The sequence below is a fragment of the Pseudoalteromonas sp. 23_GOM-1509m genome (assembly GCF_000518425.1).
GTDB classification, from domain to species: Bacteria; Pseudomonadota; Gammaproteobacteria; order Enterobacterales; family Alteromonadaceae; genus Pseudoalteromonas; species Pseudoalteromonas tetraodonis.
This window is the reverse complement of record NZ_JADO01000011.1, coordinates 81480-97699: the sequence shown is the minus strand read 5'-3', so window position 1 is coordinate 97699 and position 16220 is coordinate 81480. Positions and strand designations below refer to the sequence as shown.

The following is a 16220-nucleotide window of genomic DNA, read 5'->3' as shown; positions in this document are numbered from 1 at the left end:
GCTTAGCATTAGTGAAATGCGACTTGAGTATAATTGGGGAGTAATTTAGAAAAATATCCTCCTTGCGCGCCGCTAATGCCTATTACTTTTAAAAGCTGTAGCTCCTGAGGCGTCTCTACATCAAGTGCAAATACTGACAAGCTCAATAATCTACTTATATGCACAATCCCCCTAACGTATTTTTGTTGTGAATTACTGCGCTCTATCCCATGGACAAGTTCAGAAGCTAAGTTAAGCCCTGATATTTGTTTATTAAGCGTAAACTTAAAAATATTTTTACTGCTTCTCACATCATCAATTACAATATTGCAGTTTAGTGCCGCTATTGCTGCAAAAGCGCCTTGCAAACGTAATTGATTATTTAAGAATTCTGATTCATTTATAGAAAATTGCAGTGTATGTTGGTTTTTTAAGTCATTGATATAAGCAGTTAACCAGCTCCAAAACTCGTTATTAAACCAGTTTTTAGGATGTAACTTAATACTAATAACTGACGATGATTTATCTATAAGCAATAGTTTTTTTACTTGCATAACTACCGCTTGATCGTGCAATAGCGCCTCACCTTCGCTATAAAATTGACTGATACTTTCTTGATTAAGTAATTGTTTATTTCCCCTGTCATTACTTTTAATTGATACGTAATGCTTAATAATAGCGCCGCTATCGAGCTCGTATACTGGTTGAAATAAAATAGCCAATTTTTGCTTTTTAATTCGTTGTGATATTGAGTGTCTATCGAGCTTTTGAACATGACCATAATTTAACGCTAATTGGTGATAATGCTTAACTCGATTTTGCTGCGAAAGAGTAAGTGCTGACTTTGCCAACTGATACACCATAACCTGATCAGCCTCGGAATAATAAGTACATAAACCTACTTTTACATGCCTCTGTGCAGTTCTTGGCGCCAATACATGAGCGGCACTTACAATGCATTGATGTAAATATTTAGCGCAATTGAGTTTATCAATTGCATCAATCCCTTTGAGAGTAAAAGCGAAATTGCCTGCAGTTAATAACTTAACGGATATTTCAGTCGTATTAATAAAGTCTTTTGCCAATAAGACTTTAAGAGTCGCTTGTAAGTCAGTGTTTGCATCAAAATGACATTCACACTGAATAAGTGCAAATACATTATATTTAATTGCTTCCTGCACATTAGTTGTCGCTATTGGAGCGAGCTGTAAAGAACTCACTTTGGGTGCATAACGCACTTTCTTATTATTAAAGTGCTGCTGACGTTTAGAGGTTATTGTGCTGTTTTTTATTGTTTTAGGCTTTTTAAAACGTCGAATACAAAGCATAGCGAGCAAAAGAACCGCGTTTATTATTAAAAACAAATAGCTATAGCTATACCAAACTGGCCATGAGTAGAGCAAAATTCCTTTTGAGTTAGCGCTAAAATAATGTTTTTGTTTTTCTATATAAATAGAGTTTTTATTAGGGGCGAGCGTAAAAGGCGTATTTGCAATAAGTTGTTTTTCATTGGCCAATGGCTGTTGCAATTGCTTCGCTAGCTTTAAACCAACTTGCTCGTTTTGATGCTGTAAAACCAAACTTAAACCGCTATTAATAATCACTAGCAAGGCGATACACAGAGCATAAAACAAAGCATTTGAATAATTGGTAAAGTGAAATTTACTGGCTTTCATAACCCACCGGCACATCAAATAAGTTATTAAAGTGTTGTCTACTATTTGCAATTGTACAAGCCAATAATAAAAGTTTAGCAGAGGTTTAAAAGTTAGTACTTAATGTTTATAAACATTATATTTAGCCTTCAATTAGTTAACTAAACAGCTGTCATTATTTATATATTAGTTTGAACAAAGGAGGGCTTGGCTCAAAAAATAAAAACACCAATATCACAGTGCTTTTTACACATTCATATGTTTACTTTAGGAAGTGTTTATTCAGATTTAAAAACTGTAGAAATGGAATACGGTCATTTTTTTAATAAAAAAAGCCGCTTAATAGCGGCTTTCTAAATTATTTTTCAACATTCTATTTTTTGTCTTTGATCAGAACGGGATATCGTCATCAAAGTCGATTGTTGGTTCCATAGGGTTTGATGCGCCACCTTGCGGTGCATTTTGTGGCTTAGGTGCAAACCCGCCTTGCTGTTGTGGTGCACTATTTTGTTGTGGTGCAAAACCACCTTGCTGCTGTGGCTGGTATTGGTTGTTTTGCTGCGGTGCTGGCTGCTGAGCAGGTGCAGATTGCTGCTGTGGAGCATAACTGCCTTGCTGGCTATTTTGGCCTTGGTTATTTTGACCATAACCACCGCTTTGTTGCCCGCCTTGGTTTCCTTGATAGCCACTACTTTGTTGACCACCTTGGTTACCTTGATAGCCACCACTTTGTTGATCGCCACCGCGTGCACCTAGCATTTGCATTTGACCCGTAAAGCCATCAACAACGATTTCTGTGGTGTATTTTTCTTGGCCTTGTTGATCAGTCCATTTACGGGTTTGAAGTTTACCTTCTACGTAAATTTGTGATCCCTTGCGGCAGTATTCACCCACAATTTCAGCTAACTTGCCAAAAAATACCACACGGTGCCACTCAGTTTTATCAACCATTTGGCCAGTGTTTTTATCTTTATAGCTATCTGAAGTTGCTAAGGTAATATTTGCTACACCATTACCATTAGGCATGTAACGAACTTCAGGATCTTGCCCTAAATTACCAACCAAAATTACTTTGTTCACACCGCGTGCCATGGAACCATCTCCTATAAACGTTAGATTAAACCAGCCACTCTTCGGGCTTGGTCTAGGTCAAATTCTTTATCATTAATCTTTAAGTAGCTACGACTTTCATCGCGAACTACGGTTGCTTCTATTACGCCGGGTAAAGCAACTAACTGAGAAGCCAGTGTTTGTGCCTGCTCTTCAGAATCTAATTGGGTCATTAAACTAATAACTTTGCTTTTCGGTGGGACTTGCATTTTCCACGCAATAATAAGCCATATTACCCCAACAAGTGCCGCCGCCGCAAACACAGCTTGCGTACTAGTTGTTTGTGCTACATACCCGCCAAGCATGCCGCCTAAAAAAGCGCCTAAAAACTGGCTCGATGAATACCCCCCCATGGCTGAGCCTTTTTGGCTTGCTGGAGCAATACGCGACACAAGAGCCGGCATAGTGGCTTCTAAAAAGTTAAACGCAACAAAATATAACAGCATACAAACCGCAATACCAACAACGCTGTTTGCCCACATAGACATACTTAACATGCTGACTATTAAAACCATAACAGAACCAATAAATGCTTGTTTTTCTTTCTCTTTTTTAATCGCCACTATCATTACTGGCACCATTAAAAAAAACGCCAAAAATAAAACTGGGATATAAAGCTGCCAATGGTTTTCGGCCACTAAGCCATCTTTAATTAATTGGCTTGGTAATACTACAAAAATAGTCGTTAATGTTAGATGCAGCAATAATACGCCTGCATTTAAACGTGCCAGCTGTGGGTGTTTAATCAATTTTTTGATGTCACTAAAACTGGCAAGCGTATCGCCTTTAGGGGCTTTATTTATTGCACTGGGAACGAGCATAGTGACTATAAAAATACCACACACAGCCAAAATAGCCGTTAGCCAAAATACGCCTGCAATGCCCCACGAAGCTGCCACTATCGGCCCTAATAACATCGCAAACGCAAAACTCATGCCGATGCTCATGCCAATCACCGCCATAACTTTGGGGCGCTGTTCATCTCGGCTTAAATCTGATGCAAACGCTAATAATGCGCTGGCGATAGCTCCCATGCCTTGTAACGCACGCCCTACCGTCACCATTTGAATAGACTCTGCCAAAGCGGCAATTACCGAACCTAAAGCAAACACCGCCAAACCACCGACTATGACTTTTTTACGACCTATTTTATCGGAAAGTCTCCCCATTGGGATTTGTAATACGGCCTGAGTTAAACCATACGCACCAATTGCAAAACCAATCCAGATAGGTGAAAAGCCTTCAAGCTCTTGACCATAAATAGCTAAAACAGGCATCAGCATAAACAAGCCGAGCATTCTAAATGCAAACACACTCGCTAACGATACGGCGGCGCGTTTTTCTCGTGAATTAAGTGAAGATGCGGTCATTATTTGCGTGATCTTACTGTGTTAAAAAATTAGGCAAGGATTCTATCACAAGCTTGGCAATAATTAATCGTCTATAACTAAGGATTTTTTCGATGATCAAGGATTAATATTGCAGCGTATTATGCGATACTGAGCAAATAATTTTGGCAATAAACGAGATAGCATGGAAAACATTGAAGTCCGAGGCGCCCGCACGCACAATTTAAAAGACATCAGCCTAACCATCCCACGTGATAAACTAATTGTTATTACTGGCTTATCTGGTTCAGGAAAGTCATCACTTGCATTTGATACGCTGTATGCAGAAGGGCAACGCCGGTATGTTGAATCACTCTCTGCTTATGCAAGGCAGTTTTTGTCATTAATGGAAAAGCCCGATGTAGATCATATTGAAGGCCTTTCTCCTGCTATTTCCATAGAACAAAAATCAACCTCGCATAACCCACGTTCAACCGTGGGAACTATTACTGAAATCTACGATTATTTACGCTTGATGTTTGCACGCGTTGGCGAACCTCGCTGTCCGACTCATGATTTACCGCTCGCGGCGCAAACAATCAGCCAAATGGTCGATACCGCACTGGCGCTGCCTGAGGGCACAAAGCTAATGCTCTTGGCCCCTGTTGTTAAAGACCGTAAAGGCGAACATGTAAAGCTATTAGAGCAGCTTGCAAGCCAAGGCTACATTCGCGCACGTATTGATGGCGAAGTGTGCGACCTATCTGATCCACCACCACTAGATCTACATAAAAAGCACACAATTGAAGTCGTGGTTGATCGCTTTAAAGTCAAAGACGGCCAGCAACAACGTCTCGCGGAATCATTCGAAACAGCACTTGAAATGTCAGGCGGCGTTGCCAACATTGCGTTTATGGACGATAGCAATGCTGAAGAAATGCTGTTTTCAGCAAATTTTGCCTGTCCAACCTGTGGCTATGCGATGACAGAGCTTGAACCGCGTCTATTTTCGTTCAACAACCCAGCCGGGGCTTGTCAAAGCTGTGACGGTTTAGGTGTAAGGCAATACTTTGACCCTAATCGCGTGGTTCATAACCCTGAGATAAGTTTAGCTGGCGGTGCAATTAAAGGTTGGGACAAACGCAGCTTTTACTACTATCAAATGTTGCAAGCAGTTGCACAACATTACGACTTTGATTTAGATGTGCCTTATCAGGAACTAGCTAAAGAACATAAGAAAATTATTCTAGATGGCTCGGGTGATACTAAAATTGCATTTAATTACCGTAATGACCGCGGTGATTTAATTACACGTAATCATGTATTTGAAGGCGTGTTAAATAATATGAACCGCCGCTACCGCGAAACTGAATCAAACTCTGTGCGTGAAGAGCTAGCTAAGTATCAAACTAGTCAAGCGTGCCCTAGTTGTAAAGGTTCGCGCCTTCGCCAAGAAGCACGTAACGTATTTATTGGTCAAACTAACTTACCAACCATCACACATATGAGTATTGGTGAGGCAATGAGCTTTTTTGAAGGCTTGCATTTGACTGGGCAAAAAGGCCAAATTGCGGAGAAGATTTTAAAAGAAATTCGCGATCGTTTATCTTTCTTAATAAATGTTGGCCTAAATTACTTATCACTTGAGCGCAGCGCCGACACGCTCTCTGGCGGTGAAGCACAGCGTATTCGTTTAGCGAGTCAAATTGGCGCTGGATTAGTAGGTGTAATGTATGTACTGGATGAACCATCTATTGGTTTACACCAACGTGATAACGACCGTTTATTAAAAACCTTAGTGCATTTACGTGATTTAGGTAACACCGTTATTGTTGTAGAGCATGATGAAGACGCGATCCGCGCGGCAGATCATATTATTGATATTGGTCCGGGTGCTGGTGTGCATGGCGGCCATGTTATTGCTCAAGGTACACGCGATGATATTTTAGCGAGCAAAGACTCGGTTACCGGTCAGTTTTTATCGGGGGTGCGTAAAATTGAAGTGCCTAAAGAGCGCCATGCTACTAACGATAAATGGTTAGAGCTGTTTGGCGCTACCGGTAATAACTTAAAAAATGTTGATTTAAAAATACCCTTTGGCTTAATGACCTGTATTACCGGTGTATCGGGCTCAGGTAAATCTACACTCATTAACGACACCTTATTTAAACTTGCTCACACTGAGCTTAATGGTGCCACAACCGCAGAAGCGGCGCCTTACAAGTCAATTGCAGGCCTTGAACACTTTGACAAAGTGATTGATATTGACCAAAGCCCTATTGGCCGCACACCGCGTTCAAACCCTGCAACTTATACTGGTATTTTCACCGGTATTCGTGAGCTGTTTGCGGGTACTCAAGAAGCCCGTTCACGTGGTTACAAAGTGGGTCGCTTTAGCTTTAATGTTAAAGGTGGGCGTTGTGAGGCATGCCAAGGTGATGGCGTTATTAAAGTAGAAATGCACTTTTTACCTGACGTTTATGTACCGTGTGATGTGTGTAAGGGTAAACGTTATAATCGCGAAACCTTAGAAGTACAATATAAAGGCAAAAACATCAACCAAGTGCTCGACATGACCGTTGAAGATGCCCATGACTACTTTGATAAAATACCGGCTATAGCACGCAAACTTAAAACCCTAATGGATGTTGGACTTTCTTATATCCGCTTAGGCCAAGCCGCTACAACACTTTCTGGTGGTGAAGCACAGCGAATTAAGTTAGCACGTGAGCTTTCTAAGCGTGATACCGGTAAAACGCTATACATATTAGATGAGCCAACAACAGGCCTGCACTTTGCTGATATAGAGCAGTTATTAGTAGTACTGCATCGTCTGCGCGATCATGGCAATACCATTGTAGTGATTGAGCACAATTTAGATGTAATCAAAACAGCCGACTGGATCGTTGATTTAGGCCCTGAAGGTGGTGCTGGCGGCGGTGAAATACTGATTGCAGGTACACCAGAAGAAGTGGCTGAATGCCAGCGCTCTCATACTGGGCACTACTTAAAACCGTTATTAAATAAATAACGGTAATACGCTTTAGATAAGGAAAGTCGGTGTTAAGGTATTTAAAAATTGCAAAATGGCGTGCTAATAAGCAGTTTAAGCAACAGCAAAAAAGCTGGCAACCACACCAAGTTAAACTGCTTAGCCATATAAAAAGCATATGGTTTAACCTTAACACCGCGCAAAAACTTTATCTGCTTGCGTTTATAACTCTAGCCATTTTTAAGTTAACGTGGCTATGTGCCACTATTACTATTATTGCGCTGATCATAGAATTTTGGCCTAAGTTTAATCAACTATGGAATTCACTCGCCGGTAAAGCACTTATTTTGGTATTTTATGCCAGTATTGCTAACTTTGTTTTAGCAAGTGCTAGTGGCATTGTAAATGAAGTCACTCAGGTATCAGCTAATCACTTTAATTACACTCATAACTTTGCCACTTTATTATATTTACCGCCTTGGACACTAGGAATAACTCTGGCAACACTGCTCGGCTTACAACTTATTTTGCCTTTTTACATCATAGTGTTATTACTAATCAAGCCATTTGGATCTGATCGCATAAAGTTTATTAGCCAAAGCTACTCACCACTTCTAACTGCATTAACCCGCTTTTTTTTAGCGACGGTAGTGTTTGTAAGTCTGATTGCATTTATTGATGAAAAACCGCCTGAAAAAGTATTAAACGATATAGTAAATAGCTTTGAAAATAGCCAATCGCTCGCAAATAAATCCCCCGCTGAACAAGAGCAAGCCATAGAAAAATTGAGTGAGCAAATAGAGAAAAAACTCCCCTCTTCAGACAATGACGGCGCTCAGACAAAAACATTTGGTATTCACTTAGAAGGCGAAGATGAGAACACTCAAACGGTTAGGCAGTTTTTAGATACTAAAGGCTACTTTGAACGTAGTAAGCGCTTAATTGCCATGTTTGCCTATAGTTATGAAGCAGACAGTTATTCACGCTGTAAGAAATCAATAGAGAGTAAGTCAATCGAGCTCAATGATTACGAAATTATTGAAATAACGCCTGATCAAGGCATGCCTTACGGTTATCAATTTATAGTTAGAGCCTGTGAGTCTGCCGGTATTTCTGCTACAAAACATTAAAATATAAAAAATGCCGCTAAATTAGCGGCATTTTTATATCTGCAAATAAGCGCGCTTATGGGCGTGGAATAAACCCAACCGCATCATAAACTGCTTTTTATGTAGTTTCTTCACGCGCGCTGGCTTTTTCGGCATAATGAATAGTGCTATTCGCCCCAACTAATTTGTACTATTTGCATATCTTTATACTTAGATCCCGTAAACAATATTTCATTGCTTTCGTTTACCTCAAAACCAATAGGTCGAAAGTCCACGTGTGTATCTTGTATGGTTTGATCTTGTAAATTTAGCCTAGCGATTCTAGAAATAGAATCTGAATAATAGAAATAATTTTTGCTAATGCCATATGCAACTGACTTTTTGGCATTTTTAGGTAATTCCCAGCTTTGCCTATCTGAAAGGCGAATTAATTGATTATCATTGGTTACGTATCCGTTACCTTTACTATCTGAAATGAGTTTATTCGCTTTTATTCCTTCTATCACGCGTGTATCGCGGGTGAGTAAATTAAATTCTGCCAATATATTTTTTGAACCAAGTCGCTTAATATAAATAATGCTTTCGTTATTTTTTGACCAAATATAGCTTATTATTTTATGCTTATTAAATTCTTCTAACGGATAAAATTTTTGAGCGTTTACGTCATAAAGTGAATAGCTTTTATTTTTTATGAACATTATGCGCTGCTTATTGGGAGAAGCTCTGAGCATTCCTAATGCAAAAATCGAAGGGGCATCATCATAATTAAAAAAGCTAAGTTGCTTTGTAAAACCATTTTGAGAGAGCCATAATTGACTGCTGCCAGAACGCTCAGATACGAAAACATGCGCAGGCCCTTCTTTATTAACTATTTCAATAATGTTGTAGTCGTCTTTATCACTTTTATAGAGTGTTTCATACTTAGGTGTATCGCCAAAAGGGTCTGTTGCTTTAATTAGCGAGTATGATTGGGTTTTATTCTCTGAATAAAAAAGACTATTGGCAGAGTGAACCGCTATATAATAAGGATTTATCTTTGGGGTTACTGTTAGCGTATGTTTAACAATGTTTTTTTCATCAAACATAATGGTTGAAAGCTCAGAACCTTCAAATACAATCACGCCTTTATCGTCAGCAAGCCAATCAAATGCAAAGCTAATCGTGCTTTTTTCTGCTTTAAATAACCGCTTGGTTTCATGGGTCTCAAAGTTATAACTAAATACAGAAAAAGGCTTACCCTTTTGACTAAGTATATATGCTATTTTATTACCAGAATGAGATAAACGCGGCATGATTACGCCATACATTACCCCTGGTGGTGGGATCACTATGAATTCTTTTTTAAGTTCTAAATCAAATTTATATAAACCTGAACCTTCATGCTCATTTTTATATTCGGTGTAATAAATATGTTCACCACTTTCGTCTACTTGCGCATAACCTGTATATCTAAGGTCACACTTTTTAATAGAGGTAGCCTCCCCTATAACAGGAAACTGGCTTAAATCAACAAGTACCATTTCGCACTTTTGCTGCTTTAAATTGGTAGCTTGTAATAGCACTGAGTGCTGGTTTAACTGCCATGATAAAATAGACACCTGAAAGCCTGGATAGGTAATTTCAATCTCTCGCTGATCTGAAAGACGCTTAACAAATGCATGCATTACGTCATTTTCAGGTTCTATATTAGTGTAAGCTAAAAACTGTTTATCAGAAGATACCTCGGGGTGAACCTCGCTGCCAATATTCCACGTACTTGCTACCTTATTAACCGTGATCTGTTTAATCTTTTCGCTAGAAGGTGCATTAATAAAAAACAACCCTAACCATACTAAAAAGCATATAAAAATAATGACGACTAAAGAATAAATCAAAAAATTCTTACTATTCGTTTTTTGCACCGGTTGAGAAGTAGTTGCAGTCACTACCTCCTCATTTTTTGCAGAAATATCCGGTGAGTCAGGCAAAAAGTTTGCAGGCTCTTCAAAAACGCTTGCTTGCGTTAAGCGCTCTGGTATGACGGTTAGACTGTACCCTTTACGGTAATGCGTTTTCAAAAGCGGCGCTTTTTCAATGGGGTGAGCAAGCTGCTTTCTTAACTCTGAAATAGCACGATTAATGGCATTGTCGTCTACAAAGCTTTGCTGCCACACACTCTCTATTAGCGCTTGACGGGAAACGATTTGTTGAGGCTTATCTATAAAATACAGTAATAGCTTTACTAAAAGTGGGTCTAATTCCCTTTCCATGTTGTTTGAAGTAATCACACATCGATTACTAATAAATTGCCAAGGTCCGATTTGATAATTCATAGTGTTTACGTATTTTTATTTTTCACTAACCCTATCACAGGTACACTTTTTAATATAGTTAGGTGAATTAGAAACCTTATTTCTGCAGATAAGGTTTAAGGCTAACACTTTAATTTAAAACAATAAAAAAAATAAAAATTCTTATAAATAAATCACTCACAACTAGATAAGCGACTCTCGGTAAATTCAGCGATATTCTTTAAAACGTCATCAACAAGCAGCTTACTGAACACGACTTTTAAATGTTAATTAAGCTGACTTTTAAACATAAAAAAGGTTTCATTATGAATAACGCAACTAAAAAAGTATTACCCGTAATTATATTAGCAACAGTATTTAGTACAGCCTCTGCAGTTGCTACAGAAAGCAAAAGCAACACGCTATTAGCTAATTCAGGGCAATGTGCAGCCGGTGAAATAGTCATCAATAGCAATCAAATAATTTATGCTACAAACACCGATTCACTCATTAAGCATGAAGTAAACACTGAAACATTATTTACTAGTATAGAGAATCAAATAACGGCCGACTTTGAATCTTCTATAAACAAGATGAACGCAAAAATTGATAGCAACCTTTCGAAAATAACGTCATCACTAACAACTTATATAAGCACTATTTTAACCAATCAATAATAAATAAAATTTCATTAAGGAAGTGTTATGAACGCATTTACTAAAAAAGTATTTTCAGCAACTGTATTATTGAGCAGCGGCTTATTAGCAACGACTGTGCAAGCACAAAGCTCAGTGTGGCAGGTAAGCAAAGGAAATGACTCATTATTTATTGGCGGCACAGTACACATTTTACCTAAATCAGAAATGCCTCTACCAGTGGAGTTTAACCACGCCTATAAACAAGCAGATACTATTGTATTAGAAGCACCAATACCTGATCCTAGCGATGCACAAGCACAAATGAAAATGTTGAGCGCACTATCCTATAAAAATAATGAAACATTGAGCCAAAAGCTAACTCCAGAGGTAAAGCTCGCATTAGAAAACAAGCTGGCTGAATTTGGTGCAAATCTGAATAAATTAGATAACTTTCGCCCAGCAATGGTTAGTATTGTGCTGATGTCGATGGAGTTGCAAAAACAAAATTTAATGGGTGAAGGCGTTGACGCTTACTTTACTAAAAAAGCGACATTAGATAATAAAGAACAACAATACTTAGAGACGATGGCATTTCAGTTAGAGTTATTTAAGACTATGGGTGAACATAACGAAAGTGACTTTATCAAAAATAATTTAGCTGGGTTTGATAATTACGGTGTGATGTTTAAAAAATTACTCTCAGCTTGGCGTGAGGGTGATACACAATCGCTCTATACAGTAGCACTTGAACCGATGCAAAAAAATGATCCTGCAACTTATAAACAATTAATGACCGATAGAAACAATAACTGGCTAGTTAAAGTAGAACAAATGTTTAAAAACGATAAAAGTGAATTTGTACTTGTGGGCGCAGGACACCTCGCCGGAGAAGATAGCTTACTGACATTACTTGAGAATAAAGGCTACCAAGTATCTTTAGTTGATATTAACAATACAACTTCCAAAACAACTGCTGAGGCCGATTGATGGATAAAACAGACAAGCAAGCAATGTCACTTCTATTTATATTTGGCTTTTTAATGTTAATCAGCGTGATATAAAAAATGCCGCTAAATTAGCGGCATTTTTGTATCTGCAAATTAACGCGCTTATGGGCGTGGAATAAACCCAACCGCATCATAAACTGCTTTTAATGTAGTTTCTGCACGCGCGCTGGCTTTTTCAGCCCCTGTTCTCATGATGTCATTAAGAAGTGTTTGATCTTCACGAATTTCTTTAAAACGTGTTTGAATTGGCTCAATCATGCTGACAACAGCTGCTGCGGTGTCTTTTTTCAAATGGCCATACATTTTGTCTTCGTATTCAGGGACTAACTCTTCAATTGAGCGCTTAGTTGCCACACTTAGTAGCGTAAGTAAATTAGATACACCTGGCTTTTCTTTGCGATCAAAGTAAATACGCGCTTGCTCGTCAGAATCGGTAACTGCTTTTTTAAGCTTTTTCTCAATCTTTTTCGGCTCGTCTAACATCATAATAAAGCCATTTGGATTTTCATCTGACTTAGACATTTTCTTCAGTGGATCTTGCAGGCTCATTACTCGCGCACCAAATTCTGGAATATACGGTTCTGGCAGCGTAAAAATATCGCCGTAAACATTATTAAAGCGAGTTGCAATATCACGCGTTAGTTCAAGGTGCTGTTTTTGATCTTCACCTACAGGTACTTTGTCTGCTTGGTACAGTAAAATATCAGCCGCTTGCAAAGCCGGATAAGCAAATAACCCCACATTAATATTATTAGCATGCGTTGCCGACTTATCTTTAAACTGGGTCATGCGATTAAGCTCACCCATTTGCGCATAACAGTTTAATACCCAGCCAAGTTGCGCATGCTCAGGTACCTGAGATTGTACAAATAACGCTGCTTTTTCTGGGTTAATACCGCATGCCGTATATAACGCAACGCCATCGAGTACACGAGCACGCAATAATTCAGGGTCTTGGCGTACGGTAATTGCATGCAAGTCTGCAAGCATAAAGTAGCTATCATATTCTTCCTGTAGCTTAACCCACTGGTTAATAGCGCCAACATAGTTGCCTATTGTCATACCACCGGTTGGCTGCATGCCACTTAATACTACTGGTTTACTCATGATTTTCCTTTATTTTTACTTAATTAAAAATGCTTAACGCTGTGTTAGTGTCGGTATTATAGCTAAGAAGTTATCGCATAGGTACTGCGGATTATAATCCGCTAACTGCTCTCCCTGGTGATACCCATAAGTAAGCGCTATCACGTCAATGTTAGCGGCTTGCGCTGCGAGTATGTCACTCTTTGAATCACCAATCATAATCGCTTTATCAGGCGTTATATTTAATGCATCGCAAGCAAATAATAGCGGCTCAGGTGACGGTTTTTTTGCCATGTCGTCACCGCAAACAATCACTTCAAAATGACTGCGAATAGCGAGCTTATCTAAAAGCATTTCAGTAAAGCGGCGTGCTTTATTAGTAATAAGTGCTTTAGGCATACCACTGAGAGCAGCAAGACCAGTTTCAACATGCTGATATAACACACTGTATTCACCGATCTGCTCACTGTAATGTTGATAAAACAGATTGATAGCTCGTTCGCTTAAAGCCTCATCGAGATGCTCACTAATTTGCATATCGCCGCAAAGGGCTCGTTTAACTAACACCTCAATGCCGTTACCTACCCAACTTTCAACTAATCGCTGACTGACAATTGGAAACGCTAAATCGCTAAGTGTTAAATTTAAAGCCATATACAAGTCGTACACGCTATCAACTAGGGTGCCGTCTAAGTCAAAAAACGCTGCATCATATTTCATTATTTAACACTTTCTAATTGCTGACGCATCTCATCAATCACCGTTTTATAATCAGGCTGATTAAAAATAGCTGAGCCTGCAACAAACATATCGGCACCCGCTTCAGCCGCCGCTGCTATGTTATCTACTTTAATACCACCATCTACTTCTAAACGAATATCACGTCCAGATTCAACAATGCGTTGTTTTGCCTCTCGCAGTTTCTCGAGTGTTTGTGGAATAAAACTTTGCCCACCAAACCCAGGATTTACTGACATTAATAAGATCACATCTACTTTATCCATTACGTGATCGAGGTAACTTAAACTCGTTGCAGGGTTGAACACTAAGCCTGCTTGGCAACCTTCATCTTTTATCAATTGCAAAGTACGGTCAATATGCTCGCTCGCCTCTGGGTGAAAGGTAATAATTGATGCACCCGCCTCGGCAAATTGTGGGATTAAACTATCTACCGGTTTTACCATTAAATGCACATCAATCGGGGCTTTAATCCCGTAGTCGCGAAGTGCTTTACATACCATTGGGCCAATCGTTAAGTTAGGTACGTAATGGTTATCCATTACATCAAAATGAACGACATCAGCACCTGCGGCTAACACTTTGTCGACATCTTCGCCTAATCGTGCAAAGTCTGCAGATAATATTGAGGGCGCTATTAAGTATTTTTGTTCACAGTTGAGCATCGCTAATCCGTTAATGAATAATTTATGCCGTTAATGTAACTTAATTAGCGAAGTTACCCAAGTAGCACCTTTAAAAATAGCGCCAAATAAGTAATGTTAAAGCCTTATTGCGGCTATTCATGAAAAAGAATAACCTGCTGAGGATGTAGGCTTTATAATTAAAAAAAGAATCAGTTTTTAAGCGGGGGCCACTCAGTATTTAAAACACAATACAAATAAACAATAACAAAAATAAAGTGTATTATTTAAGCAGTTTTTGTTATGCTGCGCGAAGAACTAAATTATTAGGTTATATTATGCGTGCTTTTAAAATTGGATTATTAATCACGTCGGTAAGTGTTATTATTGGAGCAACATCGCTTTGCTCAAATACTGAGCAAGATTTAAGCTCTGCCAACATTTGTCTTCATAAAGAGCAAACCAACGCTATTAATAATAGCGCAACCCGTTGCATTCAAATTGAAGAGGATTCGTCTTGGGCTTCTTGGTTAACAGGTGATAGCCGTAGCGCTCAGTTTCATTACTTAGACTTGCTAGAGTTGTTAACGGGTACTGATGACAAACACAAGCCCTCTTCAATCAAGCCATTATTTTAATTAAATGCAGCACTTTTTTAGCGCGTTACAAAGCGTACTGGCTGCATTTTTTGGTGTTCAATCTGAAGATAAGCGCAAAACAGACTTTAAGCACCACTCTCCAATTACGCTAATAGCTATTGCCGTAGTACTGTTTGTATTATTTGTACTGGCTATTTATGCAACCGTGACTTCGGTGCTAAATACATAGCCATTAGCTCATCCACTTTATTTCGTGAACCGCCCTTTGGACTAATCGTACGTTTAACCTGAATTTTATCCAGTGATGCTTGACTGTAAATTTTGCGTGTCCACACGGTATCGTGGTTTGAAATAAGGACTGGCGTGTTATTCTCAAATGCCGCTTGCTCAGCCAAGTTAGCTAAATTAGCCTGATCATCTAAGTTAAATCCGCCTTTAGCGTAAGAGGTAAACGATGCGGTTTTACTTAATGGCACATAGGGCGGATCGCAGTATATCACCGCATTTTTAGGGACCAGTTTAAATACATCATCGTAGCCTAAGCAGGTAAATGTTGCTTTTTGTGCTTTGTTGGCAAAAAAGTACATTTCTTTTTCAGGAAAATAAGGCTTTTTATATTTACCAAAAGGCACATTAAAAATGCCCTTTAAGTTATAGCGACATAATCCGTTATAACCATGGCGGTTCATATATAAAAATAAAATAGCTCGCTCATACACATCGCTGCTTTGGTTAAACTGCACACGATAATCGTAATACGCATCTGGATGGTTATTTAAATCAACAAATAGTTTTTTTGCATCGCTAATAAACTCATCCGGCGAACGTTTAAGCTCTTTATATAAATTGATTAAATCAGCATTTATATCGTTAAGTACGTAGTGTTTAAAATTACTATTTAAAAACACTGAGCCCGCACCAACAAAAGGTTCAACCAAGGTATCTGCATGTTTACTTGCTTGATTTAGTCGCGCGTTAATATCTTCAACGAGGCTGTATTTTCCGCCAGCCCATTTAAGGAAGGCTCTACTCTTTTGCTGCATTGGCTCTTTACTTCAATTCGGTGTTGCGCGATTTTACACTAAA

14 protein-coding genes are annotated in these 16220 nt (G+C 38.9%); 6 read left to right on the top strand and 8 right to left on the bottom strand.

What is annotated here, in order from left to right; genetic code table 11:
- Positions 1 to 8: 8 nt before the first annotated feature.
- The 3 genes from N523_RS0105070 to N523_RS0105055 all read right to left on the bottom strand — a co-directional run bounded on the left by N523_RS0105070 (position 9) and on the right by N523_RS0105055 (position 4114).
- Positions 9 to 1655 (bottom strand): EAL domain-containing protein, encoded by a 1647-nt coding sequence (locus N523_RS0105070; RefSeq protein WP_028834497.1) that lies wholly within the window; start codon positions 1653 to 1655, stop codon positions 9 to 11.
- A 369-nt stretch (positions 1656 to 2024) separates the two neighbouring features.
- The gene (ssb, locus tag N523_RS0105060; RefSeq protein WP_024602151.1) at positions 2025 to 2726 is read right to left on the bottom strand and encodes a single-stranded DNA-binding protein; all 702 of its coding nucleotides are present in this window, start codon (positions 2724 to 2726) and stop codon (positions 2025 to 2027) included.
- Between the two features lie 20 nt (positions 2727 to 2746).
- Entirely contained in the window at positions 2747 to 4114 is a 1368-nt protein-coding gene (locus N523_RS0105055; protein WP_024602150.1) for an MFS transporter, read from the bottom strand.
- A 163-nt stretch (positions 4115 to 4277) separates the two neighbouring features.
- On the opposite strand from N523_RS0105055, the gene uvrA reads away from it, so the two are divergent.
- Both uvrA and N523_RS0105045 read left to right on the top strand, forming a co-directional pair.
- Complete coding sequence (gene uvrA / locus N523_RS0105050) at positions 4278 to 7103, top strand: excinuclease ABC subunit UvrA (protein ID WP_024602149.1); 2826 nt, start codon at positions 4278 to 4280, stop codon at positions 7101 to 7103.
- Positions 7104 to 7132: 29 nt separating this feature from the next.
- Complete coding sequence (locus N523_RS0105045; protein ID WP_028834496.1) at positions 7133 to 8194, top strand: hypothetical protein; 1062 nt, start codon at positions 7133 to 7135, stop codon at positions 8192 to 8194.
- A gap of 146 nt (positions 8195 to 8340) precedes the next feature.
- Here N523_RS0105045 and N523_RS0105040 read toward each other — a convergent pair whose 3' ends face one another.
- Positions 8341 to 10485: a winged helix-turn-helix domain-containing protein gene (locus N523_RS0105040; RefSeq protein WP_028834495.1), complete on the bottom strand. Its 2145-nt coding sequence runs from the start codon at positions 10483 to 10485 to the stop codon at positions 8341 to 8343.
- Positions 10486 to 10769: 284 nt separating this feature from the next.
- Between N523_RS0105040 and N523_RS0105035 the strand changes: the two genes are divergently transcribed.
- A complete protein-coding gene (locus N523_RS0105035) occupies positions 10770 to 11120 on the top strand; it encodes a hypothetical protein (protein ID WP_013463912.1) in 351 nt (116 codons plus the stop codon).
- Between the two features lie 27 nt (positions 11121 to 11147).
- Positions 11148 to 12068 carry a TraB/GumN family protein gene (locus N523_RS0105030; RefSeq protein ID WP_028834494.1) on the top strand — a complete coding sequence of 307 codons (921 nt, stop codon included), beginning with the start codon at positions 11148 to 11150 and terminating at the stop codon, positions 12066 to 12068.
- A gap of 122 nt (positions 12069 to 12190) precedes the next feature.
- Here the strand turns inward: N523_RS0105030 and trpS are convergent, their stop codons facing one another.
- Genes trpS through rpe form a run of 3 tightly spaced genes read right to left on the bottom strand, consistent with a single transcriptional unit; the run spans position 12191 to position 14577 of the window.
- A complete protein-coding gene (gene trpS / locus N523_RS0105025) occupies positions 12191 to 13195 on the bottom strand; it encodes a tryptophan--tRNA ligase (RefSeq protein ID WP_008115060.1) in 1005 nt (334 codons plus the stop codon).
- A 33-nt stretch (positions 13196 to 13228) separates the two neighbouring features.
- Positions 13229 to 13894 (bottom strand): phosphoglycolate phosphatase, encoded by a 666-nt coding sequence (locus N523_RS0105020; protein ID WP_028834493.1) that lies wholly within the window; start codon positions 13892 to 13894, stop codon positions 13229 to 13231.
- Positions 13894 to 14577 (bottom strand): ribulose-phosphate 3-epimerase, encoded by a 684-nt coding sequence (gene rpe, locus N523_RS0105015; RefSeq protein WP_028834492.1) that lies wholly within the window; start codon positions 14575 to 14577, stop codon positions 13894 to 13896. Before rpe ends, N523_RS0105020 begins: the two co-directional genes overlap by 1 nt.
- A 296-nt stretch (positions 14578 to 14873) precedes the next feature.
- Here rpe and N523_RS0105010 point away from each other — a divergent pair, with 296 nt between their 5' ends.
- Positions 14874 to 15173, top strand: coding sequence for a hypothetical protein (locus tag N523_RS0105010; RefSeq protein WP_028834491.1), 300 nt, complete (start codon positions 14874 to 14876; stop codon positions 15171 to 15173).
- Between the two features lie 4 nt (positions 15174 to 15177).
- Positions 15178 to 15363: a DUF2970 domain-containing protein gene (locus N523_RS0105005; RefSeq protein WP_013463909.1), complete on the top strand. Its 186-nt coding sequence runs from the start codon at positions 15178 to 15180 to the stop codon at positions 15361 to 15363.
- Here N523_RS0105005 and N523_RS0105000 read toward each other — a convergent pair.
- On the bottom strand, positions 15326 to 16177 hold the full coding sequence (locus tag N523_RS0105000; protein WP_008115051.1) for a Dam family site-specific DNA-(adenine-N6)-methyltransferase: 852 nt from the start codon (positions 16175 to 16177) through the stop codon (positions 15326 to 15328). The genes N523_RS0105005 and N523_RS0105000 overlap by 38 nt on opposite strands.
- Positions 16178 to 16220: the final 43 nt, after the last annotated feature.

Bases quoted from the DNA above. Each gene is read 5' to 3' on its own strand.
- N523_RS0105070 (WP_028834497.1), bottom strand. From the start codon at position 1,655: ATGAAAGCCAGTAAATTTCACTTTACCAATTATTCAAATGCTTTGTTT.
- N523_RS0105040 (WP_028834495.1), bottom strand. From the start codon at position 10,485: ATGAATTATCAAATCGGACCTTGGCAATTTATTAGTAATCGATGTGTG.
- uvrA (WP_024602149.1), top strand. From the start codon at position 4,278: ATGGAAAACATTGAAGTCCGAGGCGCCCGCACGCACAATTTAAAAGAC.
- N523_RS0105000 (WP_008115051.1), bottom strand. From the start codon at position 16,177: ATGCAGCAAAAGAGTAGAGCCTTCCTTAAATGGGCTGGCGGAAAATAC.
- N523_RS0105030 (WP_028834494.1), top strand. From the start codon at position 11,148: ATGAACGCATTTACTAAAAAAGTATTTTCAGCAACTGTATTATTGAGC.
- N523_RS0105035 (WP_013463912.1), top strand. From the start codon at position 10,770: ATGAATAACGCAACTAAAAAAGTATTACCCGTAATTATATTAGCAACA.
- N523_RS0105055 (WP_024602150.1), bottom strand. From the start codon at position 4,114: ATGACCGCATCTTCACTTAATTCACGAGAAAAACGCGCCGCCGTATCG.
- ssb (WP_024602151.1), bottom strand. From the start codon at position 2,726: ATGGCACGCGGTGTGAACAAAGTAATTTTGGTTGGTAATTTAGGGCAA.
- N523_RS0105020 (WP_028834493.1), bottom strand. From the start codon at position 13,894: ATGAAATATGATGCAGCGTTTTTTGACTTAGACGGCACCCTAGTTGAT.
- trpS (WP_008115060.1), bottom strand. From the start codon at position 13,195: ATGAGTAAACCAGTAGTATTAAGTGGCATGCAGCCAACCGGTGGTATG.
- rpe (WP_028834492.1), bottom strand. From the start codon at position 14,577: ATGCTCAACTGTGAACAAAAATACTTAATAGCGCCCTCAATATTATCT.
- N523_RS0105005 (WP_013463909.1), top strand. From the start codon at position 15,178: ATGCAGCACTTTTTTAGCGCGTTACAAAGCGTACTGGCTGCATTTTTT.
- N523_RS0105010 (WP_028834491.1), top strand. From the start codon at position 14,874: ATGCGTGCTTTTAAAATTGGATTATTAATCACGTCGGTAAGTGTTATT.